We start from the raw sequence: 22680 nt of genomic DNA, 5'->3' as shown, positions 1-22680 counted from the left end.
ACCGCCTCCTTTGTATTAAAACAAATCATAAGCGAGTGAAGAAAAGGCTGTCAAATGTGGTCGGCTAGCCTGGTTAACCGAACTCCTCTGCTCATTCCGTGTCTGATGCCTCGTCGAACACCCAGCGTCCCCGGCGGTCTGGAAGTGTGAGTGCTGCGGTGAGCTGATCGATAAAATCCGACCGTGGAATCTCTTCTGCACCGAACCGCATGACATGGGGAGAAGATTGTTGGCAATCGATCAGGCGGAAGTTCCAGGTCTGGAGTTGCTGGACAAGCCGCACGAGGGCAACCTTTGATGCATCATCCACTCTGGTGAACATGGATTCGGCAAAGAAGGCGCCACCGAGGGCCACACCGTAGACGCCACCGACCAGGCGGCCGTCTTGCCACGTCTCAACAGAATGGGCGTAACCGAGTTCGTGTAAGCGGGTATACGCGTTCAACATGTCTCCGGTGATCCAGGTTCCTCCTTCTGGATATTGAGGACGTGGCCCTGCACATTGCTCCATGACCTGCCGAAAGCAGGTGTCGAGCGTGACCATGAATGCATTTGAGCGAAGTCGTTTCTTCAGGCTTCGCGGCACGTGAAGTTTCTCGGGAAACAACACAGCCCGAGGATCCGGTGACCACCAGAGAATGGGATCGTCTTCGTTGTACCAAGGGAAAATGCCGTGCCGGTACGCTTCGAGTAATCGTTCGGGACGGAGGTCTCCTCCGACAGCAAGCAGACCTTCTGGGGAGGCTCGATCTACTGAAGGGAAACGAAGGTCGTGTCGGTGTAAACGAACCATCGCTACGTACGATACGTGAAGTGGGGTGAAAAGACCATGCCGGCCGGGGGCAACGGTTTCTTACATGCTCAAGAAAGCGCCAATCGGCTTCAATCGTATGATTATATCGGAGGTCTCACGATGGGAACGGCACGCAGGGTGATCGTCGGCACAAAACAGCAGGATCAATGGCTCAAGACTTCAGGTCGAGCGTGGGGAATTTACGAACGACAGTGAATATATCAACGATCAGAACAGCTCTAAACTTCTGACATTGAAGGACACCAGCCAGGAAGGGTTGGAAGCACGTGGAACTCACTGAGTTGACAAGAACTGTACGGATGTCGGAGCCGTGTGACCACGGCTCCGACCCGTACTCCCGTTCCGTCGGTAGGCATTCGCTTCTTCACGCTCCAGTTGCGGCACTCAGCAACACACGACTCATCTCATGAAACCGCCGAAATAGAATGCAAATCCGACGATCCCGATAAGAAGCGCGCCATACAAATACACCCATCCTGGTTCGTGAATGAGGTCGTCTTTTACGTCTTTTAGATGTAGATCACTCATAGAGCACCTCCTTGTGTGAACCTTCCTTTGTTCCTCAGAAGAGTGTTTGGACCGCCCTCTATGTTTGCTCCATACTAATCAGCAGAACATTTCTCTGCTATCGCCCAGAAGAGTGAATTTGCGGCTACACCGAATGGGTGAGGGAACTGGTAAGCAGAGGAAGGATCAATAGGACGTGAGGTATGTCGGATAGCCTCTGCACGACTCAAAACGGTCGATCAACGAATTGAAAAGCAGCCCAACGTCGGTGTGTACGGTGGACTAAGGATGTGAGCCTTCTCAAAATGGAAAAGGCTTATGCGGATCCCGGTGAGAATTGGTCCTGTAATCGCATTCATTGAAACGATAAGACTTATGGCGTATGGTTCGCGAACAGGAACGGTGTATTAGGCGGATGGAAACTGACAGATCCGGTTCTTATGCGGATCCGCCTAAACAGAGTTGGGCATATCTTGCACCTCGCTGTTTATGAAAGACATCACCGACCCACGTTGGATCAAATTCAAGGGGATACTGTTTCTGGTTGTCGGCCTCTTGTCCTCCACTCTGTTGTTACTTAATCGCTTCGATCTCAAAACAGTGCTGCTATTCGCCATCAGCATCTGGTGTTTTTGTCGCGCCTATTACTTCGCATTCTACGTGATCGAGCACTATGTGGACTCGACCTGCCGATTCTCTGGACTCTTCTCGTTCGTTCGGTACATGATGGGCCACCGGAATGATAATCGATCTGCCTAATTGTCGAGGGGGAACAGTATGGAGCCGCCCACGCAGGATACGGTAGCCGGCTCATCCGCCACCTTGCCCATGCTCTAGGTGAGGAATTCGGCCGGGGGATGTTTATTGCTAGCCTCAGGAACTTCCGGTAGTTCTATCTCACCTTCCCTTCCCCGATGTGGGAACAGGCTACGCATTGCATAGCGAATTGAGCTGAACACAGGTGGCTGATCATGCAGATTGAAGACCCAAAAGCTGGTGTCAAAGCGCCCGAGTTCATTTATCTGCAGGAGATAGAACGTGGCGTGCTATAGCCGTAGCCTATCGTTCGAAAGGGACGCTGCAAGAGCGCGGCGTCGTTTGGCATCGAAATGCACCTTGCTCCTATCGACGCACAGCGGTTCATTCAAGGTTACAAGCTTTTGATGCTTGAGATATTAGGTGAACAGGAAGATCGCATCACCGGCAGCGTCGTTCCGTTGCTTGCGAAGGCGCGTGCAAAACTCGTCGGTAAGCGGGCCTTGTTGCATAAGTCGATTGCGCGGCTTGAAGAACGAAATGTCAGACTCGATCGCGAGGTCATAATGGCCATCGAAGGGCTTGAAGTGCGGCAGTGGGTCTATCTTTGCGACACGATACGTCATTCCATGATGATTGATTCAACCGCTGATCGGGCATTCGGGGTGCTCGGGCTTACGCAGGGAATCCGCGATATTGTCGGCGGTACCGGACTCGTCATAGAGGCAGGGTTGGTTCATTACTGCGGGCGATATGTATGTGACGGCGTTATTTCACAAGTGGTGTGGCTCGGGCCAGGATACAGAAGAAGTTGGAATGAGATATTCAAGGAGATCAAGGCCTCAGGGCAATTTCATCTGAAAGCCGATGTCTAACCGTGCTGTCGACCGAACGTCCGCAAGGCATGCGTACGATACGTTTCGTCGTTACGCTTCCATCTCATCCGGTTACAGCCTGTATCAATGCAACAGAGCCAAGGACGACTTTATGACGCGGTGTGATCTCCGTGCCGACTTTCGCGATTGGCTGGGAATAGACGTTTGATGTCTGAATTCATCCGGAGTTGTTCCCCTATGAAGCAACGCCCAGACGAAACGAGTGGACTACTCTGTAGGTTTCTCCGCTGAGGCTAGGATAAGGCTGAAACATCGAATCGGCATCGAGTTCAATAATTCGCGCTGGAGGAAGTAGCGCCAGACTTCGTCGTCTTTGCCGGGTATCTCATCGAACCAGCGTTTGACCTCGGTGAGGCGGTGAAGCATCCGACCTTTGTCTTCATGGTTTGGCATAAAGATCATGCTCTGGTATAGGGAACGGGAGTCCATCTCAACCTAGGGGCAAGATAAGCGCTATGAATCAGGCGGCAGAGCCTTATGTGGCGCGCACCATGTGCGCGAGCGGTACCACCTCAACATTGTTTGCCAACGAGTATGGCTGCTCGCCTGGATACACGACCGTGAGGTGATCAAGCTTGAGGTCGGCCAGCGCAGTCCGCATTGAGGGTGTGAGTTGTGGCGCATCCATCCGTTTACACTCCACCCCGATCCGGCGGCCTCTATGAAACAAGAGTAGATCCAATTCAGCGCCAGTGTGCGTCGCCCAGTAATAGGCTTCGTCAGACCGGTACGCCTTCAACACTTCCTCAATCGCGTAACCTTCCCAAGACGCACCGACTTTCGGGTGATGCTCCAGGGCACGCTGGTCGGTGACACCTAAGAGCGTATGCAGGAGGCCGCTGTCCCGTACATAGACTTTCGGAGCTTTGACCTGTCGCTTGCCAAGATTCTCAAACCAGGGTGGCAATTGCCGAATCATCAGTACGCCGGTCATCAGATCCAGATATCGCCGCACGGTGGACTCGCTGATGGCTAGGGCGCGGGCGAGTTCTGCGGCATTCCATGTTTGTCCATGGTAATGCGCCACCATGTGCCAGAACCGGCGGAGCGCGACAGCTGGGATGGTGACGCCGAATTGCGGTAGGTCCCGTTCGAGAAAGGTCTGCAGAAATTGTTGGCGCCAGGCCACAGACTGGATCTCGCCGCGTGCCGTGAAGGCTCGCGGAAATCCTCCGCGCAACCAGTGGCGGGGCTGCAGTTCGGCCCCCAGGTCGGCCAAGCGGAACCCTTCCAATGGAACGGTTGCCACTCGGCCAGCGAGTGACTCCGACGATTGCCGGAGTAATTCCGGTGAGGCACTGCCCAAAATAAGGAATCGTGCCGTCACCGGCTGACGGTCGGCCAATACCCGCAAGAGCGGAAACAACTCCGGCCGGCGTTGGATTTCATCGATCACCACCAGCCCTTTGAGCGGACGCAAAGCCGTGGCCGGTTCTGCTAATCTGGCGAGACTTGCCGGATCTTCCAGGTCAAAATAGTTGGGGGAGTCGGTCGCGACAAACTGGCGAGCTAATGTCGTTTTGCCGCTTTGACGTGGACCGATGAGTGCGACGACCGGGTTGTGGCGGAGCGCTGTCCGTATGGCATGGATGTCGCGAGCGCGGTCAATCATGACACATAACTATACCATGAAAATCCTGCTTCGAGTGATGGAATTTCATGGTGTTACTTGCCCCGCACCACCTGGTTCGCACAGTGTATGTCTAGAAACAGCCGCTGGGGACATCTGTTCCTTTGACCATGTCTGCCCAATACGTGAACGAGCAATAGAACTGAGAGGACTACTCCTTGGATTTTTCCGCCGTCGCTAGGATCGGCTCAAACATCGGAGCGGCGTCGAGCACGACCTTCAGCAACGGGCTACGAAGGAATAATGCCAAACCTGACCAGCGGCAGGTTGGGCGACGTAAAATGATTCCGTCGCTTTCAGAATGATCGTTGCCCCTCCTGCAATCATTGAATTGGTGCAATACCTGGTTCCAAGTCGGATGAGAGCAGGGCTCTTGCCTCCTGCCCTCATCCGTCCTACGACCTTTTATTCCCTATGCTGGGTATCGCCGCTGGAATCAGCTTTTACCCCACGTCACTATTTGCACTCGTATTTTGGCGCTCCAGAACACTCCCCGGATTTGCATTTGTGATCATTGCCGAAGGAACCGAGCTTGCCGCACTTTTCGCCTTTGTTGAGCTTCGGTCGACAGGCATTCACTGTTGTGTCGATTCCTGCATCACACCACTTTCCAGGTCCGCAGTCCGCATCTGCTTTGCACACACAGGTGCCCTTGGTTCCATCAAGGCTACTACACTTACCCTCCTTGCAGGCATCATTGAGATAGCAGGTCCCACCCATCGGCACCGAATTGGGGGTGTAGCACCGAGACAACTTGCAATAGCCACTTTTGCATTGATGATCACCGCCGGCGATGTCACAGGTCTCATTGTCATTTTTCAGCATCAGGCAACTATTCTTGGTGGCATCCAACCCGGCATTGCAGTACTTGCCCGTCCCACAATCGGTATCAGCCTGACAGACGCAGGTGCCCTTTGTTCCATCAAGGCTACTACACTTACCCTCCCTGCAGGCATCATTGAGATAGCAAGTTTCGCCCATCGGCACTGAATTGGGGGTATAACAGCGAGAGAGCTTGCAATAACCGCTTTTGCATTGATGATCACCGCCGGCAATATCACACGTCTCGTTATCGGGCTTTTTTGCCATGCACTGGTTCTTTTTGAGATCGACGCCCGCGTTGCAATATTCGCCGTTGCCACAATCATTGTCGGCGTTACACTCTTTCTGCTTCGTAATATATCGAGAGACGGCCAGATAGTGGTAAATCGTCCGCTTTTCTGAAACTCCGGCATCACACATCTGGTATGTTTTGGGCGACCAATTCGCGTACTGCTCGTTGTCGCACCCATTGTCCTTGTATTCGATACCGTCTTTCTTGTCCTTCACCTTCCCGTATTCGTCGTCTAAGCCGAATGCATGACCGACTTCGTGCCAATAGGTGCCATCGGTGGTCATCGTGGAGAAATTGTTGAACTGAATCAGGTTGGACTTATACATCTGATTGAAATCATAGGGTAAGAATTTTGTCGCAAACCGTATTGTCAGATGGTCGTCATCCTCCAGGAGGTTCAACGTCGACTTGGGGAACTGAGACTCGTTTCGCCCCTTCATGAGCAGTTTGAGCTGAAACAGATCCTTGATCGACCAATAGTTTTCGGCGGTCCGCACAAAATTATCGAGGATCCAATCCTCAGGCTTTACTTTCGCGGCCTGATTTTCCGCCGGGTCAGGACGCCAATACAGATCTCGGGTCTTGTCCACACGGCACCCTGAGAAAGCAGAGCCGTCCTTCCCGTACTGATAGTCAATTCTCCCCAAGCTGATGAACTTGTTCTCGGGATCCCGCTGATGGATTTCTTTCTTGTCATACTTGCCCGCGTCTCCTGGGAAGTATGTTGTGGTGGAGCACAAGGTCGTTGCGATCGACACCGCCCCAGGTTTCAGGATGAAACTCTGCGCCTTTCCTCCACCGGCCGGAGACTCCAGCTGTGAGGCATCGTACAATTGGCCGGCATGTGTAAAGTTGAAATCCACACGATCAGGGACCACATCGTTGATAATCGGTCGGTACGGAATGATCATGGTCCAAATGCCATCTTGTTTGCTCAAGACATAGACATACTTGAGCTGTGTCACGAACGTGCCGAAGAAATTGTAGTGTCCGCGGATGACTTTCGGTTCAACGTCGCGCGCCTTGAGTATCTGCTTGTCGGCACTGGTTCCGGCGTTGGCCGTGATCTTGGCGACATCATTCCCCTTCGTGTCGCGTTGACGGTTACACTGCAGGATAATCTCATTCCACATCCGATGGCCACGCTCTACCGCACTAGGAAAGAGTTCTTCATAGAAATCCACATCCTTCTTTGTTTCGCTCGTTGTGGTCTTGTCCTTCACGCTGTCACATAAGTCGGCATAAGCAGGCGTCGTGAGCAGTACTAGGCCGAGCGACATCAATCCCCATATCGATTTCATCACATCTCCTCCCGACCCCCGAGACTCCTCCCAGTGGGTCTTGTACATCGTTGCAGGCACAACCGTCTCAAGCCTGGCGAGACGAACCTTCCTGAGCGTGACATGACGGACAGCAGATGTTCATCCCCTTAGGCTAGGCGTTGGCCCGAGCTATTTACATTCGTACTTAGGGAAGCCCGAACATTCCCCTGATTTGCATTTATGGTCATTTCCAACGGAACCAGCCTTCCCACACTTTTCACCCTTGTTCAGCTTGGTTCGGCAGGCATTGAGTTTGAAGTCCATTCCCCTATCGCAGTATTTGTCTGTATCACCGCAGTCCGCATCGTTCTGACAGACACACACTCCTTTAACACCTTGAAGGTCACTGCATTGTCCTGCTTTGCAGGCGTCATTGACGTAGCACGTGTTGCCTGGGTCCACAGACTGTGGGGTATAGCATCGTCCGTACTGGCACTTCCCACTCTTGCACTGATGTCCACCGCCAACCGCTTCGCAAGCCTCGTTGTCGCTTTTGAGCGGCAGACAGGCGTTTTTGGTCAAGTCGATCCCGGCATTGCAGTACTGCCCATCGTTACAATCGTCGTCCTTTTTGCAGCCGGATTTTCCGCCGACTACATAATCAGCCCCATCCGCAAATGTAAAAGTACCCTGTGGCCCCAGGAAACGCGGATTTCGTACGTACTGATAGTAGTCGCCCTCCAACTCCAACTCTCCACTCGCCGGGTCGACTGTAGGATTTGAGATGGAGGGCTGCACAACTTCAAAATGGAGGTGGGCTGGCCACGCACATCCGACATGTCCTTCGTCCCCCAGATAATCGCCCTGTTGGACGTGATCGCCAACCTTCCGCTTAGCTTTGGCCGTGGTCGTGCCCAGTTGCATATGCGAATATTTGGTCCATTCCCCATTGTCATGTTTGATCCAGACGAAGTTGTTAAAGCATTTTGCATTTCGAAGCCATCGCTTGGGATGTTGTTGCTTATCTCGACTGTCCTCGATGTACATGATCTCACCATCGGCTGCCGCCACGATCCTATAGGGTCCCCCACCGCGTCCGACCATGTCGATTTTTCCAGGAGGATTGTGATCTTGAAAATTCCGATTGACGTGTACCTTGGTCCCATCCACATAAGGTATCCGATACAACCCCTCGGAGACTTTGACCTCAGTTACCCCTAACTGCGGGAGTAAGCCCTGCATAGTCAGGCATTGCCGTTCAGTCTCGTCCGCCTTACGCAGGCAGAGGTCCTGATCCGGCGTCGGCCCGTCCATGCAGGTTGCATACGCCTTTTGAGCAGAGGGCTCGCACACCGCAGCCCCATTGGACTCTGCTGGCACAGTTTGACCCTTTTGTTTTTCCTCCGGCGCCTTGGATGCCTTGGCCATCAAGGAATGTGCCGACGCGCTCTCAGATTCAGCGTGAGATCGAAGAGCAAGTCCTAGCTCGAGAATCGCAATGAGACACCACATGCCAACGGCTGCGCGTGACAGCCTGGTCCAACCAGTCGACTGTTGTACGATTACATTCATGAGCCACCCCCTATTCGTGTTCCTCGTTCAAGCAAGCACTACTTGCATTCGTACTTCGGTGCGCCGGAACATTCGCCAGACTTGCATTTATGATCATTGCCGAAGGTGCCGAGTGCTCCACATTTCTCTCCTTTATCAAGTTTTGCCCTGCAGACATTCGCTTTGGCATCAACTCCGCCATCACACCATTTCCCCGAGCCACAGTCTGAGTCTTTCTTACAGACGCAGGTGCCCTTGGTGAGTCCACCGACCGGTGCGGTGCACTTCCCCTCTCGGCATTCGTCGTCAAAGCGACAGGATTCGCCCATTGATGCGGAAGCTGATGCAGAACAGAATCCTGTCTTGCATCGGCCTGCCTGGCATTGTTGATCCTTGGTGCAGACAGAACCGTCGCTCAACTTGTCTTTGCAGGTGCGTTTACCAGAAATCGGGTCGCCGCAGTAATTGCCCGATCCGCAGTCGGCGTCGGCTCGGCATTCGTCCGGATCGGCACATACACCCCAGCTACAACGGTCAGACGCACATTGCCGCTTGGTGGTGCACAGCGTCCCGCGGTCCAACTTAGGCTTGCAGACATTTCTGCTGAGATTCAGGATCCCTGCGGTGCAGAACTCTCCATCCTCGCAGTCGGTGTCAGCTTCGCACTGCCCTTCACCGCGTAAGCCGGCGAGTTTTACATAGTCAACCTTGCCGTCTTTAGTCATGAACTGTTGTCGTTGGTTGGCCGCACGTTCTTGCTGACAGGTGTTCAAGGTTTCGGTGCCTGTTACAGTAAACTCTCCCGTCTCATCCGAGATCAGACTTGAGCAATAGTCCATGATGTTCGACACTCCACCCTCACAGGCGTAGTACTGATTACCGTTGCTACGATCACGTACGGCGATCCTTCCATTACACGAATTGCAATGGCCTAAGTCGGGATTGAAGACATTCTTGTTGGCAAAATCCTTGTTGCATTGCTTGTTGAAGCCAATATAGGGCTCGAAAGTATGTTTGAGGCTGAAGAAGTGTCCCAGTTCATGCGTTAAGAGATATTTATCGCTACCCTCGCTCAGCCAAATCCCCTTCTTGCGGTTGAAGGGGTTGACGTCATGTGGAAAGTTTGCCCAGCCACCCCAACACTTCTGTTTGCCGAGTAGGTCGTTCCAGCACAATGTGTTACCCACAAGCAAGGTGAGATGTCCCTCCGTTTCCGTCCTGGCTTGATTGTCAAAGTGTTCATCCATGAATTTGTTGAACTCTGCCATTCCGTTAAAGGCAAGACTGGAGAGGTTTCGGCCGGCCACGGTGGTCTTCCGCTCAATGGTATAGGTGATTGTTAGCCGCGGTTTCGTCGCATATTGCCTCTCCGCTTCTTCAATCCACGATCGGATACGACGAACTTCCAAGTCTTCATTGCTTGTGTCTTTCGTCCCGTTCACGAAATGTAGGTTGAGGCGAAACTCGTCAAAATTGTCCGCTGCCGATGCGAAGCCTGAAGTTAATGCGAGCAAGAGAACAATGGATATGATCTTCATTGCGAGTTCCTTTCCATCGCAGCTTGCCTTATAGCCAATCCGCGTCACCTTCACTCCTCAGTGTGCCATTGCCTGTGGTTTCTGCAGCAGGTTGCCGATAATACGGTCGAAATCTCGTTTCGGATGGTTGCCGATCAATGAGATGCCGTTAATGAGAAACGCGGGTGTGCCGTCGAAGCCGAACCGTTCAGCTTCCGCTCGATCAGCTGCGATACGTTGCGCCACTGCGTCGCTCTGTAAATCGCGTTCGAGCTGCGCATGGTCGACATCCAGTGTTGCGGCAATTTCCTGCACGGCTTCGACGCCGCGAGACAAGTTCCGTTGCTGCTGGAACATGAGGTCATGGAATCGCCAAGCCTCCTCTTCGTTCTGTAGCGAGATCGCCTCAAAATATCGTGCGGCTGGTTCAGCCGTGGCGTGAAAGCTCAACGGGTTGTGCTTGTAGACGAAACGAACCTGGTCCGCATATGTAGAAAGCACGTCCTGTATGGCGGGCGACACCGCTCTGCAGTACGGGCATTCGAAATCGCTATATTCAACGATCGTCACGGGCGCTTGGCGGGTCCCTCGCATCGGCCGATCAGTCGCCACGTGAGGAACTTTGGGATTTGCCAGCTCGGCCCGCCATCGGGATTCTTCAACCTTCGTTTTTCGAATCTCGGTTCCACGTTCCACGAGATCAGCGAGAACTACAGGATCATGTTCCAATGCACGAAGGATCAGGTCAGGATGTTCCCGTAACGTCTCTTCAACCTGAGCTTTGATAGTGGTAGACGCTGACTGCAGATCAGAGGGCTGAGCCCACATCTCTTCGGTATTACCGACGAGACTTCCGAGTGATATGACTAGACTGAAAGACAAGAATGAGAATGTTCTCCGGATTGGTGTCATCACAAGCACCTCCTCGATAGTGGGTGATCATTGACCACATGCTTTGTCTCACGTGTTTTCAAAGCGATCAATTCAGGAATCGCTCCGCTGTAGGCCGAATCAGCAAAAAGTATTCCTCAAGTTGCACTATGAAAACGGCCCATGTCTCCTTGAGTTGGAACATGCGATCACGATGATGCCCGTCCTATGAGATACAGTCGTGTATCTATTTAGATACGCGATAGGCTGTCGAAGAATGAAGAATACACTTCCGATAGGTCAGGCTCCGTCATGATCAGAATTAGCCCAATGAAGCTCGCTTCCGTGGCTGGAGCGTGTGGCACAGGCTCGTAGTTTCTATTGCGCCGTCTGAATACCATGGTTTCCCATAGTCGGTTCAGGAGTAGATCTCTCCTTCCATGCAGTAATCAGTTCTTCCCTAGATGTAACAGGAAAGGCCACGGGATCTGTCGCGGCTGTCATGGTGGCGAGAATAGAAGGAGACGTGAGGAGACGCTATAGTTAATTTTACACGTACAGCCTATAAGCAGATTCAAGGTGCTGGGCTGGTCTCACGCGTCGCGTTGCAATCGTACAGGCAGCTCGCTCCGCGAATGCACACCGACTTTGCGAAAAATGGACTGCACCTGATTCGCCACGGTATGTTCGCTGCAGTTACGGCGCTGTGCAATGTGACGGTTCGTGGAGCCCATCAACAACGCGGCAAGTACTTCTCGTTCGGCGTCAGTAAGGTTCGCAACCTGACCGGCAGGAAGGAACGGATAGGTGCCGATCAGCAATGTATTCTCATGCACTCCATATTCCGCCAGCGTGGCTCGTGGTCCGTTCGGTGAAAAAAATGCCGCGAGCTCTGTGAGCGATGATAAACCCAGTTTGCGAACTGCGCGCGTCGTGCAGTTCGTCACGGCGGACGCTGAGATCCCCAGCATATAACTGATCTCCTTGCAGCTGTGCCCTTGACCGATGAATTCGGCAACTTGGCGTTCGCGCGGGGTAAGGCCACGCGGATCGGGAAACCGGGGATCATTCTTGATTGCAAGGACAAAGCGGCGTCCATCGGAATCAAAGTGATCAACGAGCGACCAGCGACCATGGACGAGTCCCTCCCAGGCCGCTAACGCCTGATCCGGGTCACGCCGGCCGTGATGGGTTCTGAGCTGTTCAAGGCGGCGGACAGACTTACGCAATGATACACGTGCGGACGGACGTTCCGCGCCCTTACGGGCTTCGTGGAGTTTTCCGGATCCATCGAAAATGGCCTCCACGGACGGAGAGTCGAGATCCAACGTCTGTGCGAACTCGCGCAGCCGGAGTCCGGCACCCAGATGGCTCGCCACACATTGCCAACGGTGGCGCTCCTGCACGGTCGGTACGATTCGTTCTGAAAACAACCAACACAGGATGAGCGCGCTGCCTTGGCCTGTCAGCCCCTTGATTGCGATCTTATCGAGGACCACACCGTTCGTAATCTGCTGAACAACCGCCGCAAGATCTGGCTCACGTGTGTACAGCGCTTCGCTGAGTGATGTCACGGCCGGCCCGCTGCGGAAAAAGTGGCTGACCGCCGGAGTGTGCACCTGCATACTGGCTGCAAGAATGTCGCGTGCGTGCGTCGGCCCCAGTGCGGCCGACCGTTCAAGCTCTAGGTTGCTTGGGGTATAGCGATAGGTGCCGATGGTGGGCCAGAATCCTCGCTTCGATAGAGGAGCGGCGTGTTCCAGTAGACGGTTCAGCCAGCTGTCGTCGTCCTCTTCAAGCCGATACACTTCTTCAATGAGCCCCACCCAATCCTTGGCGTTCATGGCTCTGGAATGCTGTGTTCTCCAATAGGTCGAGTTAGCAGCGAGCCGCTACAATCAGTCGCCAGCCGCCGTTGAATTTTTCAGTCTCGAAATTTCTGGCTACTATACCTGGTGAGGTCAACCAATTCATCTATGTCCCTTGTTCGGTCAATACGCGATTAGGCTCTCACGTCAACGGAATAGAGGAGCGGAATGATGGATGACCGCTCCTTGCACGAGAACCCACTATCGGGGCTATTCTCTCCAAACGAGAGGCGTTCAGCGTGGAGAGATCTGACCGACCGCTGTGCATATCATTCAGCGGCGATGAAGAGATTAATGCGAGGGCTTTTCAGTGGCTGCCAGGATGGATTGAAACATCGGATCGGCGTCGAGTACGGCCTTCAGCAATTCTCTGTGGAGAAAATACTGCCAGACTTCGTCGTCCTTTCCGGGGATCTCATCGAACCAGCGTTTGGCCTCGGTCAGATGGTGGAGCATCTGTTCTTTATCTCCATAGTTCGGCAGGAAGATCATGCTGTAGGCCATGGCGTATTCGGCGAGAAACTTGTCGAGCGGCCGTTCCGCGAGTTCCAGCGACGCCTTCGCAGCGTCATAGGCGCGGATACTGTCCTGGTCATGCAAGATCCGATTCCAGGCCACTTTGTTGATGCGGGACCAGGCCAGTTGTAGCAGGGCTTCAGCCTTGGGAGTCTGTCGGTCGGACGGAATCTCATTGGCCAAGGCTTCGAATGTTTCAATCATCGGCACCTGATCGTTGTTCCAACGATAGGCCATCCCAAGCCGAAATCGGTTCTCCAACTGCTCAGGATGGGTGCGTGCGAGAGTTTGCAGTGCCGGCAATAGCCGGTACAGCAGATCTGCAGAAGTCGGTTGCGAAAACCCACCGACTTCCATCCCCAACGAGAGATCAAGGCGGTCCGACGCGGCGGCGATCGTCCAATAAAACTCGTTGAGCATTTGGGCGAGTGCGGGATCCTTGACGAGGAGCTTGTGGCTTCGGGTCGCGTCCTGCAGCAGAGCCGCATAGAGATTCTTGGCTAAGACGGTGAGGGCTTCCGTCTGTTGTGGGTCAATGAGGAGAATGCGATTGAGGAGGGCGACGCGGTCACGCAGCTCGGGGAACGAGGCAGCGCGGGCCGCCGCCGCAGTCAATGTGCCCGGTTGATCGTTCGGGCTCCACCAGATGATGGAGTCGGCAAGGGCGCGGCTTCGCTCGGTGATGAACGGGATGCGTTCGGGGACCGTGCTTGGAGGCTCAGCCTTTGTGTCTACGAGAAGATGCACCACGGCTGTGTCGCGTGGAAACCCATGTGACCGGAGTCCGCTGAGCACGACCCATTGCGTGGTAATGGATTTGATGGCGCGGCGTTCGCGCTTGATGGTGCTGGTCCAGTGAACGGTGCCCGGCCCGTACGCAATCGGAGATGTGAGCGGGTCGTGGTAGTGAACGGTTAGGTCGACCAGTGTCGCGGGTACTCCAAACACCGTCCCATTCGGTTTCAGCCGGAAGGATCCGCTTGGAATAGCGCGGCTTCCGGTGACGGACAGATCAAGGCCGGTGCCTGGAGGGGAGGTTCCAAGCACATCCATGACAAAGGCCGAGGCTTGTGCGCCGGCTAGTGTATCCCCATAAAACACGAGAGGACCTGAACTGGGCCAGAGGACATCCATTCCGATATCCGACCGATTCAGGAAAGGACCATGTCCTGCCGTCATCACTCTCCAGCATTCGTCGTAGGAAGGCTCCTTTGCAACGGCGGATTTTGCTGTTGTTGCCGGAGCGGTGACCAAATTGTACTGGCAGGCAAAGTCGAGTTGCCCAGCCCCGATCTTGTCGCCGTTGGCAAGTGCTGTGGCATAGCGCAAGGCGGTGTCGATGGCGGTGGTCTGGACGGCCTTGTGTTTTGCCGTGGTGCGGGGCGCTTTCGACGCGGCGCTTGCCGTCTCCGGTACGTTCAATTCAACAGCCGTCAAGAGTCCGGAGAGGAGGAGTAATCCACGAAAATAGGTCTTGGTCATGATCAGTATTGCTCAGGCTGTTGGAGGTTAGCGAGTGTGTGTGGTCCCCAGGATCTTTTTCCGTATCATCGCTCGGCTTGCTGCCGATAATGTCGGCGGAGGACTATGGCGACAGAGTGACACGGTTTGGCGCAGCGATGTCACAAAGGTTTCGCAATTCGGACATGCGCCCAGATGTCGGCGAATTTCCTCGCAAATATCTCCGGAGAGCTCGTCGTCGATATAGGCGGACAACTGGCGCAGGATACGCAGGCAGTGGGCTTTCCCATGAGCCTGTTTTCGTTGCGTGGATGCCGATCGTCGTGGTCGTGTCGAAGTTCGACGTGGTGCCATCTGAACAGTCCTTCCGCTACCTCATCTCGTGGTGCTCATGGTCACTGAGCGGTTCCCCAAGTCCTCGTGCACTGAGCTGACGGCGTACAAACAACCGCGCTCGATGGAGACGTGATTTCACGGCTCGTTCATTCAATCCCATGATGGTTCCAACCTCCTTGGCGCTGAGGCCTTCCATATCGCGAAGCACCAAGACCATCTTATACTTTTTCGGCAGCTGATTGATCGCGCGGTCGAGCGCCTCTCGTAACTGCTTATTGTGGAGTGCGGCTTCGGGGCTCAGGCCATCGATCGGAATCTGTAACCGAAACTCACCGTCGGATGTGGGGATGAATTCCTCAAGGGACAACTCTCGCTCAGGAGCGCCCTTCCGTTTTCGCCGCATGCGGAGGCAGACGCGCGAGGCGATCGTGTACAGCCACGTCGAAATCTGCGCATCGCCACGGAACCGGTCGAGGCCTCGATAGGCATTCAAAAAGGTCTCCTGAACCAAATCCTTGGCCGCTTCCGCCTCACCACACAAGCGGTGAGCGAAACGATGCATAAGATCCACATGATCTCTGTATAGCGTATCAAAATCCTTCGCCGATTGGGTCCGAGCTGAGGATTTTTCTGGCCGGCGACGGGTCATGAGAGATGTATTCATATGTCGCGCAGTCTACGGGTGGATTGAAAAGAGAGTCAAGACGAAGGGTGGGGATGGACAGGAGAGGAGTCGGCCTACTTCACGCGATACAGTTCAACGACCTCGCCTTGGCCGTTGAGCTCCACGGTAATGGGGATTCCTTCTCGCGCCCCGTTCAGGTCGGATTTGCTGACTCCGACGGAGTAGGTCTGTTCTCCTTCAGGCGTCCAGAGTCGAACCTGGGCATGATCCGGAGCCGTGAAGTCCAATGGTCCTGTCACGAAACGGCGGATCAGAGCCGTATCGTTGGCGGCTGCAAGATCCGCCACGACGGAGTCGTTATGCATATGCAAGGTCATGGTCTGCCCGATCTTGGCGTTCTTGATGCCGATCTTGGTGTTGACGTTGACGATGCCGATGGGCGTCTTGAAGAAGATAAAATTCGACTTCATTTTAGCGATCGTTCCGGTCAGTAACAGCTGCGCCTTACTTCCCGGGGGGGCGATCTGCCCGATCTGAAGATCGAACTGGAGGTCATGCACACCGATGACGTTACCGGTTCCGTCCACTTCCACCGTCACAGAATCGCTGTTTTTGGGGGCCGTGAGCGCAGACTCGTAGGTTCCCATGTGGAACGCTTTCAGCCCACTATTCGGCGTCCACAGGAGTAACTTTGTATTGTCTCCGCTGTCTCGCCTAAACGGTCCGGTGAGGTAGCGGTGAACGAAGGTCCCATCAGTCCGCCGTACAATATCAATGACGATATACTCGTCGTGGACCAGGAAGGACACTTCTTGGGAAGCGGGGAGCGTTTTGAGCGTGGTCTTTGAACTGAGCGACATGAGCCCGATCGGCGTTTTCAAAAAGACGATTCCCGGTTTGGCTCGCCAGACTCGGCCTGTGATCTCGATGGATGGGTTGACGTCAACGCGAACGGGCGCCGGTTCTGCAATTGCTGGTTGAGCGGTCGGCTGGCTGTCTATCGGCGGACTGTCCACCGGTGGCTGAACCGCCGGGGCCGTATCTGTGGCCTGAGCAGGTGGTGCTTCAGGCTCTTGTGGCTGAACGGCTGGCGGGAGATCGCTCTGTGGCTGTGCTGGGATGACCTCTTCGGTTGCTGGTTGGGTGGGTGGGGGCTCGTCAGTTTGGGCTTGGGCCATTGTTGAGGTGGTATCGAGTTGCGTTTCGAAGGGGACGGAGTTTGAGAGATGCTCCTGGGGTTTGTCGCCGTCTGCGAGGCTGGCTGTGGCACAGCCGGCATTGACGACTCCCATCAGAAACACAGCCAATGCTAATTGTCGAGCCTGTCCAAATTGATCCATGGCAAGAACGCGTGGTCCGGATAAGAGGTGGACGTTGGATTCTGTCTAAATAGAGACTCCCTCTCGTGTGAAAAGAGTGATGAGGGGATCAACCTCCAAGAACCAAGGATTCACCTATGCGAATAACATGAGGTCAGAATGGGAGTCAACTTGAAATCGGATTTGTTCGTGGGGAGAGAAGCGAAAGCTGAATCGGCTCTCAATATGAATCAAAATACAACAGCGCAATGGATGCGATGAGAAATTCAGACAGCCAAACGGTTTGTCATTTGCCAGCAAGTTCATGACTCATAGTGGGCGCGTGTGTCCATGTTGCCACAGTGGTTGAGCCTGGTTCATGTTGGATTCCCGAAGGCTCTCTGCTACACTTCTTTTCTAGATGACACGGCTGCATAGCCGGATGCTGTCAACGAACGATTAGGCTCATCTGACTGAAGGAGCCGCGATATGACGACTACGATACGGGCTCGAATGAAAGGCGGGATCATCGAACCACTGGACCGCGTCGATTTGCCGGAAGGTCAGGATATGATGATCACGATCCTCATCCCACCATCGACAGCGGACCGAGAAGCGTTTCGGCACAGTGCTGGAAGGTGGCAGGGCACGTTTCTTCCTGTGATTTCCTCTTCCCGATAGGAAAGCCTCGATCTGCACTTCCAAGATTAGGTCGTGGCGATCATTGGAAACCCAGCTTGTCCCTATTTTCCTGCTCGGTCTCGTGTTTGATCAGATCAGTTCTATTGCGAGGAGGCAGACAGGAATTATACTGCTTTGGGTGCCTCGGATTCTCATACGGGGCCAGGGAGTCCGTTCTCCGATCAATAGCAGAAAGGAGCTTGAATGAAAGCTGAGTTCACGGCAATTATCGAACCGGCACCCGAGGGGGGCTACTGGGCTATGTGCCCGGAGATTTCCGGCGCCAACGGGCAAGGGGAAACACTGGAGGAGGCGAAGGATAGTCTGCGGCAGGCGATTGAATTGATTCTCGAAGACCGCAAGGCGGATATTCTTCGCGGACTGCCCGAAGATGCGATTCAAGACAAGGTACTGATTGAGTGAAACGGCGAGATCTAGAGCGCAAGCTGCGGATCGCTGGTTGCTATATGAAACGGGAGGGTGCTTCCCACTCCCTTTGGGTGAACCCGAAGACCGGGGTTATCGAGGCGGTCCCACGGCATGCCGAGATCAAAGAACCATTAGCGAAGAAAATCCTGAAGAATTTGAATGCAGAGTGAGTGATGGATAGTTCGTTAATCGGATCGTGTCAGTATCAGGGAATAGGTTGAAATCGCCTGGACTGTTCTCTGCCCCCGCTCGACTACCATGATTATCCTAAAGTCAGTCGGTCCCCGTGTTTAGTCCTCCTGACTCCCATCTCGACAGACTCCACGAAATAATTTTGAGGAAAGGTGCGCTCCTGGCAGACTATCGATCTGGGATGATTCCGCAAGCCGCGCAGAGAAATGAGGTCAGAGCGGCCTTGTGTTAGTGGCATCTCAACTGGCAGGGGCGGCTTTTCAAAAATTGCCTTCTGACTCCGACCTTCGCTCTCTCGCCGATTCCTCAAGGCACCTATCTTCCTCTGGTTTCCTCTCCGCGATCGAGGAAGCGCGATCTTTTTCTCCAGGTTAAGCCTTCGTGGTGAGCCGAAAGTCAGATCTTCCTATAGAAGCACAGGCTTTTCAGGGGTGAAGCGATGGGCCCCAGCAACGACTGCTGAGGCCATGCTTTATACAATGCACGCTGCTGGTTGAGCGGAAGGCGCGAGAGCTTTTCAACTCATGCTTTGTCTTTACCGACTCGGGACCTCCACACTCCTACCCCTACGAGGCCTGCTGCCAACAGGAGGACCGTGGCAGGCTCTGGGACCGGTGAGGAAGTATTGACAGAATTGACAGAACCCCCGGCAGCGAGGAAAGAGTTATTTCCACTGACAGCCGTTTGGGTGTACTCAAAAAAGCTAAAGACCGGAGCCCCAACAAAATTACTAATATGGAGGTAGAAATCATCCGTTGATGGAAGGATCTGTATACTCTCGGCGCCGGTCTCAATCCCGCCAACGATTAGGAGTTGAGTGCTGGCATCGAAGTTGTAGGCGAGTGCAGACCCTAAGGAAATATTTAAGGTGCTCAATGCAATACCGGCAGTTTCGTCAACCACTGTCACTGTGGGATCAAGCGTGATAGTGAAGCTGCCGGTAACAGGGTCTACTGGTGCTGGATCAGTTCCTGTGGAGATGCCAAATGAACTGGCACTAAAGGAGACATTGTACGTTATCGGGACGGCACCCACCACGGGAACGGATATGATGCAGCACAGAATCGCGACGCTAAAACACCCAATCAATCGGATCATTTTACTTTATTCCTCCAATTAGGTATTTGTACAAGAATGAATCTGCAACAAATTTGCAGCAATTGCCGTGCCGAGATTCTCGGTCATTGAAAATCAACTTAGTTGGATACGTCCCAACGGCGCTGACAGAGATGAGTGTAAGTAAATCTTACAGCATTGTATGGTAGAGAATCCCTGAAAAGCGCCCACGTCGTCGCGACACTTGATTACAAAGCATTGATCATTTGTATTTATTTAGGAGCTGAGCCCCGACGTGCAACATCTGTAAAGATTCTTTACATGTGTGAAGGTGTAAAAACGACAAACGAGAAGATAGGAAACCATTGTGCCTCTTCCTTTTTGGGGCATCTGCGGGATTGTTGTGTATTCTCAACGGACCAGCTAAAGTTTATGTATCAACAGTGAACGAGGATCTTCGAAGGGGCTGCTTACTTCTTTCTCACCATGATGCGGAGCGGGGTGCCGGTGAAGAGGTACGTCTCGCGGAGTTGGTTCTCTAAGTATTTTAGGTATGCGGGGGTGATGTCTTCAGGATGACCGACGAAGAGGACAAAGACCGGCGGTTTGGTGGCGACTTGAGTCATAAAGGCCGACTTCGTCCCGGCTGTGGGTTTGTGCTTCCGAGCCGGTAATGGATGGGTCTCCAGAATTTTCTGCAGCCAGATATTCAACGCGCCGGTGGAGACGCGCTTGGTAAACATCCCGTGCACATCTTTGAGGAGCGGGAAGAGGCGGCGAATAGATTCCGGTTTGAGGGCTGAACCATAGAGGACGGGGGCCCAGGCCAGAAAGGGAAACCGGCGGTTGAACTCGAGTTCGTACGCTTGTCGCGCGTTCTGGTCTCCGGCCCGCAGATCCCACTTGTTGATCAAGAGAATACAGGCACGGCCCTGCTTGAGAATCGCGCCGGCGATCTTGGTATCTTGCTCTGTGACGCCTTCCACTCCGTCCAAGAGCAACACGGCAATGTCGGATCGTCCGATGGCACGGAGCGATCGGAGAACGCTGTAGCCTTCTATTCCTCGGTCAATCTTGCCTCGTCGTCTGATCCCCGCCGTATCGGTGAAGACGTAGGACTGATCTTGGTGGGTGACCAGTGAATCCACCGGATCGCGCGTGGTTCCCGGCACATTGCTGACCACGACACGCTCCTCTCCGAGCAGCGCGTTCACGAGCGTGGATTTGCCGACGTTCGGACGGCCGACGATGGCCACACGGGGGAGTTGTTGCAGCTCGTCAGATTCCTCCGTTGAGGGAAGTAGGGGGTAAAGGGCGTCTAAGAGTTCAGAGACCCCGAGCCCATGTTCGGCGGAGATGGGATAGAGCTCATCCGTGCCCAATTTATAGAAGTCGGCGAGTAAGGGCTCGGATTTTGGCGTATCGATCTTATTGACTGCGTAGAACAAAGGTTTCGTCACGCCGCGTAGGAGTTTCACCACCTCATGGTCCGGGGGAGTCAATCCTGACCGGCCGTCCAGGAGGAAAATGAGGATGTCTGCCTCGGCGATCGCGAGTTCCGATTGACGTCGGATCAAGGTCAGCATGCTGTCCGACGAAGACAGATCCAATCCCCCCGTGTCGACCAGTCTGAACTTTCGGGTGCGGTAGGTGGCATCAGCATAGTTGCGGTCGCGCGTCACACCAGGGACGTCGTCTACGATCGCGATCTTCTGGCCAAGGATCTTGTTGAACAACGTCGACTTTCCCACGTTGGGGCGACCGATGATGGCAATGAGTGGGGGAGGTCCGCCCTCGGTTGGGAGCAACGGAAGGGTCGGTTCTTGTTTCTGACCTGATTTTGCACGAGGCATGATGATTCGGACGGTAACACATGGTTTTTCATAAACACAACCTGCCTCGTCTTCTCTTCACTCACTCGGGTATAATCTGGTCAATGACGCAGTCCTCAGCCCGCAGTCCTCAGCCCTACTTCGATTGGTCCCAGATCGATGATGTGCTCCTGGATATGGACGGCACATTGCTGGACCGCCACTTCGATAACTTCTTCTTTGACGAAGAATTGCCGCGGCGGTATGCCGCGTTGCACAGGCTCTCATTTCAGGAGTCTCGCGATCGTCTCATGGCGATGTACCGATCGGTCGAAGGAGAACTCGCGTGGACGGACCTGAACTATTGGACCAGGCGGGTCGGCATTGATGTGGTGGCGATGCACAAGGAACTCGATCACATGATCGGATTTCTACCAGGCGCTGAGGAATTCTTGCGCCATCTTCAACAGCTGGGGAAACGCGTGACCATCATCACGAATGCCCATTCGACCGGAGTGTCGGTCAAAATCTCGAAGACCGGTTTGGATCGGTATGTGGACCGAATTGTGGATGCTTTTGAGGTGGGGTATCTGAAGATGCGGCCGGAGTATTGGCCGAATTGTCAGCGCTTGTTGGGTTTTGATCCCTCGCGATCCCTCTTTATGGATGACGATGAAGGCTGTCTAACGGCGGCAAAAGCATTCGGAGTTGCTCATTTGGTGCATAGTGCGAAGTCGAGTTCGGAATTGCCGCCGGCCCCGCTTCCACAGTTTTTCTCGGTCACGGGATTTACGTCGCTCTTGAACGGCAGGTCGATGGGCTAGTTCTGTCTCACCGCCGTGCCTCGATACATTTCTCCGCCTAGTCTTGGTACCCCCTGCATGGCAAATCGATCGAGCTGAGTGATGTTCAGCCCGGCTTGAGCGATCAGATCATCAATCCGGCGATTCAGATTGCATCCGCAGCCGATGATGTTCTGGACAGGATTGAGTCTGTCCTGCCATCGGGCAATCTTGTGGTCGTCGCTCCTGCCATGTTCCAAAAAGAGAAACCTGCCGTCTGGTTTGAGTGCACGGCGCACTTCCCGCAGCGCACGCACCGCATCGGGAATGGTGCAGAGGGTCCAGGTACTGACTACGCAGTCGAATGTCCGGTCTTCATAGGGTAGTCGCTCGGCGCTGTGATGGGTGATCTCAACCGGAAAGGGCACGCCTGCACGACGCTTCGCCATCCGCGTGGGAAGCATAGGGGTGGGGTCAACGGCCCGCACCCGCGACACGTTAGGGCCATAGTGAGAAAGATTGAGTCCGGTCCCAATCCCAATCTCCAGCACCTCGCCGGCCACCGATTGGAGCACCTCGGTCCGTAATTGCTGGAACTCCTCCCCACGCATGACATGTTCCATCAGGCGAGGGAAGACGTGATTGCAATAGAGTCCCATCCGAGGGGCAGTATAGCAAACTTTAGGAGCCTCTCCGACAGTGACCTTT

Annotated in this window: 23 protein-coding genes; 7 read left to right on the top strand and 16 right to left on the bottom strand. The window is 54.1% G+C overall.

Translation table 11 applies throughout. From position 1 onward, the window contains the following. Positions 1–91 precede the first annotated feature (91 nt). A complete protein-coding gene (gene aat, locus COMA1_RS02655) occupies positions 92–793 on the bottom strand; it encodes a leucyl/phenylalanyl-tRNA--protein transferase (RefSeq protein WP_090743383.1) in 702 nt (233 codons plus the stop codon). 15 nt (positions 794–808) lie between these two features. Between aat and COMA1_RS02650 the strand changes: the two genes are divergently transcribed. Further along, positions 809–1009 (top strand): hypothetical protein, encoded by a 201-nt coding sequence (locus COMA1_RS02650; RefSeq protein WP_090743380.1) that lies wholly within the window; start codon positions 809–811, stop codon positions 1007–1009. 204 nt (positions 1010–1213) lie between these two features. Here the strand turns inward: COMA1_RS02650 and COMA1_RS21760 are convergent, their stop codons facing one another. Next, positions 1214–1342, bottom strand: a complete 129-nt coding sequence (locus COMA1_RS21760) for a hypothetical protein (RefSeq protein WP_281176216.1) — start codon at positions 1340–1342, stop codon at positions 1214–1216. A gap of 468 nt (positions 1343–1810) precedes the next feature. Here COMA1_RS21760 and COMA1_RS02645 point away from each other — a divergent pair, with 468 nt between their 5' ends. Both COMA1_RS02645 and COMA1_RS02640 read left to right on the top strand, forming a co-directional pair. Next, positions 1811–2080 carry a hypothetical protein gene (locus tag COMA1_RS02645; protein WP_090743377.1) on the top strand — a complete coding sequence of 90 codons (270 nt, stop codon included), beginning with the start codon at positions 1811–1813 and terminating at the stop codon, positions 2078–2080. Between the two features lie 404 nt (positions 2081–2484). Next, on the top strand, positions 2485–2952 hold the full coding sequence (locus tag COMA1_RS02640) for a hypothetical protein (RefSeq protein ID WP_141654194.1): 468 nt from the start codon (positions 2485–2487) through the stop codon (positions 2950–2952). Between the two features lie 228 nt (positions 2953–3180). Here COMA1_RS02640 and COMA1_RS02635 read toward each other — a convergent pair whose 3' ends face one another. From COMA1_RS02635 to COMA1_RS02585, 11 genes are all read right to left on the bottom strand, one after another. After that, the gene (locus COMA1_RS02635; RefSeq protein WP_141654193.1) at positions 3181–3366 is read right to left on the bottom strand and encodes a hypothetical protein; all 186 of its coding nucleotides are present in this window, start codon (positions 3364–3366) and stop codon (positions 3181–3183) included. Positions 3367–3448: 82 nt separating this feature from the next. Then, positions 3449–4585 (bottom strand): ATP-binding protein, encoded by a 1137-nt coding sequence (locus tag COMA1_RS02630; protein WP_090743368.1) that lies wholly within the window; start codon positions 4583–4585, stop codon positions 3449–3451. 474 nt (positions 4586–5059) lie between these two features. Beyond that, on the bottom strand, positions 5060–7018 hold the full coding sequence (locus tag COMA1_RS02625) for a variable surface family protein (protein ID WP_090743365.1): 1959 nt from the start codon (positions 7016–7018) through the stop codon (positions 5060–5062). A 150-nt stretch (positions 7019–7168) separates the two neighbouring features. Next, on the bottom strand, positions 7169–8551 hold the full coding sequence (locus COMA1_RS02620; protein WP_090743362.1) for a M23 family metallopeptidase: 1383 nt from the start codon (positions 8549–8551) through the stop codon (positions 7169–7171). A gap of 38 nt (positions 8552–8589) precedes the next feature. Further along, positions 8590–10068, bottom strand: a complete 1479-nt coding sequence (locus tag COMA1_RS02615; protein WP_141654191.1) for a Dickkopf N-terminal cysteine-rich domain-containing protein — start codon at positions 10066–10068, stop codon at positions 8590–8592. A gap of 57 nt (positions 10069–10125) precedes the next feature. Next, positions 10126–10959: a DsbA family protein gene (locus COMA1_RS02610; RefSeq protein ID WP_090743357.1), complete on the bottom strand. Its 834-nt coding sequence runs from the start codon at positions 10957–10959 to the stop codon at positions 10126–10128. Between the two features lie 551 nt (positions 10960–11510). Then, positions 11511–12761 (bottom strand): helix-turn-helix domain-containing protein, encoded by a 1251-nt coding sequence (locus COMA1_RS02605; RefSeq protein ID WP_090743355.1) that lies wholly within the window; start codon positions 12759–12761, stop codon positions 11511–11513. 315 nt (positions 12762–13076) lie between these two features. Further along, complete coding sequence (locus tag COMA1_RS02600) at positions 13077–14783, bottom strand: tetratricopeptide repeat protein (protein ID WP_090743352.1); 1707 nt, start codon at positions 14781–14783, stop codon at positions 13077–13079. Positions 14784–14810: 27 nt separating this feature from the next. Next, positions 14811–15116: an anti-sigma factor family protein gene (locus COMA1_RS02595; protein ID WP_090743349.1), complete on the bottom strand. Its 306-nt coding sequence runs from the start codon at positions 15114–15116 to the stop codon at positions 14811–14813. A gap of 16 nt (positions 15117–15132) precedes the next feature. Further along, a complete protein-coding gene (locus tag COMA1_RS02590; RefSeq protein ID WP_281176235.1) occupies positions 15133–15747 on the bottom strand; it encodes an RNA polymerase sigma factor in 615 nt (204 codons plus the stop codon). An 89-nt stretch (positions 15748–15836) separates the two neighbouring features. Continuing rightward, the gene (locus COMA1_RS02585; RefSeq protein WP_090743343.1) at positions 15837–17063 is read right to left on the bottom strand and encodes a hypothetical protein; all 1227 of its coding nucleotides are present in this window, start codon (positions 17061–17063) and stop codon (positions 15837–15839) included. Positions 17064–17510: 447 nt separating this feature from the next. Between COMA1_RS02585 and COMA1_RS02580 the strand changes: the two genes are divergently transcribed. From COMA1_RS02580 to COMA1_RS21930, 3 genes are all read left to right on the top strand, one after another. Then, positions 17511–17702 carry an antitoxin family protein gene (locus COMA1_RS02580; protein ID WP_090743340.1) on the top strand — a complete coding sequence of 64 codons (192 nt, stop codon included), beginning with the start codon at positions 17511–17513 and terminating at the stop codon, positions 17700–17702. Between the two features lie 204 nt (positions 17703–17906). After that, a complete protein-coding gene (locus COMA1_RS02575) occupies positions 17907–18125 on the top strand; it encodes a type II toxin-antitoxin system HicB family antitoxin (protein WP_090743337.1) in 219 nt (72 codons plus the stop codon). Next, a complete protein-coding gene (locus tag COMA1_RS21930; protein WP_090743333.1) occupies positions 18122–18301 on the top strand; it encodes a type II toxin-antitoxin system HicA family toxin in 180 nt (59 codons plus the stop codon). The genes COMA1_RS02575 and COMA1_RS21930 overlap by 4 nt, the downstream gene beginning before the upstream one ends. A gap of 544 nt (positions 18302–18845) precedes the next feature. Here COMA1_RS21930 and COMA1_RS02565 read toward each other — a convergent pair. After that, complete coding sequence (locus COMA1_RS02565) at positions 18846–19421, bottom strand: PEP-CTERM sorting domain-containing protein (RefSeq protein WP_090743330.1); 576 nt, start codon at positions 19419–19421, stop codon at positions 18846–18848. Between the two features lie 428 nt (positions 19422–19849). Beyond that, on the bottom strand, positions 19850–21232 hold the full coding sequence (gene der, locus COMA1_RS02560; protein WP_090743327.1) for a ribosome biogenesis GTPase Der: 1383 nt from the start codon (positions 21230–21232) through the stop codon (positions 19850–19852). An 83-nt stretch (positions 21233–21315) separates the two neighbouring features. On the opposite strand from der, the gene COMA1_RS02555 reads away from it, so the two are divergent. After that, the gene (locus tag COMA1_RS02555; protein WP_176697795.1) at positions 21316–22014 is read left to right on the top strand and encodes an HAD family hydrolase; all 699 of its coding nucleotides are present in this window, start codon (positions 21316–21318) and stop codon (positions 22012–22014) included. Here the strand turns inward: COMA1_RS02555 and COMA1_RS02550 are convergent. Then, on the bottom strand, positions 22011–22583 hold the full coding sequence (locus COMA1_RS02550; protein WP_176697794.1) for a class I SAM-dependent methyltransferase: 573 nt from the start codon (positions 22581–22583) through the stop codon (positions 22011–22013). The two genes, COMA1_RS02555 and COMA1_RS02550, sit on opposite strands and share 4 nt — an antisense overlap. Positions 22584–22680: the final 97 nt, after the last annotated feature.

It is taken from the genome of Candidatus Nitrospira nitrosa, assembly GCF_001458735.1.
GTDB classification, from domain to species: Bacteria; Nitrospirota; Nitrospiria; order Nitrospirales; family Nitrospiraceae; genus Nitrospira_D; species Nitrospira_D nitrosa.
The sequence above is the reverse complement of the archived record's forward strand: the minus strand, read 5'-3'. Positions and strand labels throughout refer to the sequence as shown.

Excerpts from the sequence above, each read along its gene's own strand:
- aat (WP_090743383.1), bottom strand. The coding sequence starts at position 793 with ATGGTTCGTTTACACCGACACGACCTTCGTTTCCCTTCAGTAGATCGA.
- COMA1_RS21760 (WP_281176216.1), bottom strand. The coding sequence starts at position 1,342 with ATGAGTGATCTACATCTAAAAGACGTAAAAGACGACCTCATTCACGAA.
- COMA1_RS02645 (WP_090743377.1), top strand. The coding sequence starts at position 1,811 with ATGAAAGACATCACCGACCCACGTTGGATCAAATTCAAGGGGATACTG.
- COMA1_RS02640 (WP_141654194.1), top strand. The coding sequence starts at position 2,485 with ATGCTTGAGATATTAGGTGAACAGGAAGATCGCATCACCGGCAGCGTC.
- COMA1_RS02635 (WP_141654193.1), bottom strand. The coding sequence starts at position 3,366 with ATGCCAAACCATGAAGACAAAGGTCGGATGCTTCACCGCCTCACCGAG.
- COMA1_RS02630 (WP_090743368.1), bottom strand. The coding sequence starts at position 4,585 with ATGATTGACCGCGCTCGCGACATCCATGCCATACGGACAGCGCTCCGC.
- COMA1_RS02625 (WP_090743365.1), bottom strand. The coding sequence starts at position 7,018 with ATGAAATCGATATGGGGATTGATGTCGCTCGGCCTAGTACTGCTCACG.
- COMA1_RS02620 (WP_090743362.1), bottom strand. The coding sequence starts at position 8,551 with ATGAATGTAATCGTACAACAGTCGACTGGTTGGACCAGGCTGTCACGC.
- COMA1_RS02615 (WP_141654191.1), bottom strand. The coding sequence starts at position 10,068 with ATGAAGATCATATCCATTGTTCTCTTGCTCGCATTAACTTCAGGCTTC.
- COMA1_RS02610 (WP_090743357.1), bottom strand. The coding sequence starts at position 10,959 with ATGACACCAATCCGGAGAACATTCTCATTCTTGTCTTTCAGTCTAGTC.
- COMA1_RS02605 (WP_090743355.1), bottom strand. The coding sequence starts at position 12,761 with ATGAACGCCAAGGATTGGGTGGGGCTCATTGAAGAAGTGTATCGGCTT.
- COMA1_RS02600 (WP_090743352.1), bottom strand. The coding sequence starts at position 14,783 with ATGACCAAGACCTATTTTCGTGGATTACTCCTCCTCTCCGGACTCTTG.
- COMA1_RS02595 (WP_090743349.1), bottom strand. The coding sequence starts at position 15,116 with ATGGCACCACGTCGAACTTCGACACGACCACGACGATCGGCATCCACG.
- COMA1_RS02590 (WP_281176235.1), bottom strand. The coding sequence starts at position 15,747 with ATGACCCGTCGCCGGCCAGAAAAATCCTCAGCTCGGACCCAATCGGCG.
- COMA1_RS02585 (WP_090743343.1), bottom strand. The coding sequence starts at position 17,063 with ATGGATCAATTTGGACAGGCTCGACAATTAGCATTGGCTGTGTTTCTG.
- COMA1_RS02580 (WP_090743340.1), top strand. The coding sequence starts at position 17,511 with ATGACGACTACGATACGGGCTCGAATGAAAGGCGGGATCATCGAACCA.
- COMA1_RS02575 (WP_090743337.1), top strand. The coding sequence starts at position 17,907 with ATGAAAGCTGAGTTCACGGCAATTATCGAACCGGCACCCGAGGGGGGC.
- COMA1_RS02565 (WP_090743330.1), bottom strand. The coding sequence starts at position 19,421 with ATGATCCGATTGATTGGGTGTTTTAGCGTCGCGATTCTGTGCTGCATC.
- der (WP_090743327.1), bottom strand. The coding sequence starts at position 21,232 with ATGCCTCGTGCAAAATCAGGTCAGAAACAAGAACCGACCCTTCCGTTG.
- COMA1_RS02555 (WP_176697795.1), top strand. The coding sequence starts at position 21,316 with ATGACGCAGTCCTCAGCCCGCAGTCCTCAGCCCTACTTCGATTGGTCC.
- COMA1_RS02550 (WP_176697794.1), bottom strand. The coding sequence starts at position 22,583 with ATGCGTGGGGAGGAGTTCCAGCAATTACGGACCGAGGTGCTCCAATCG.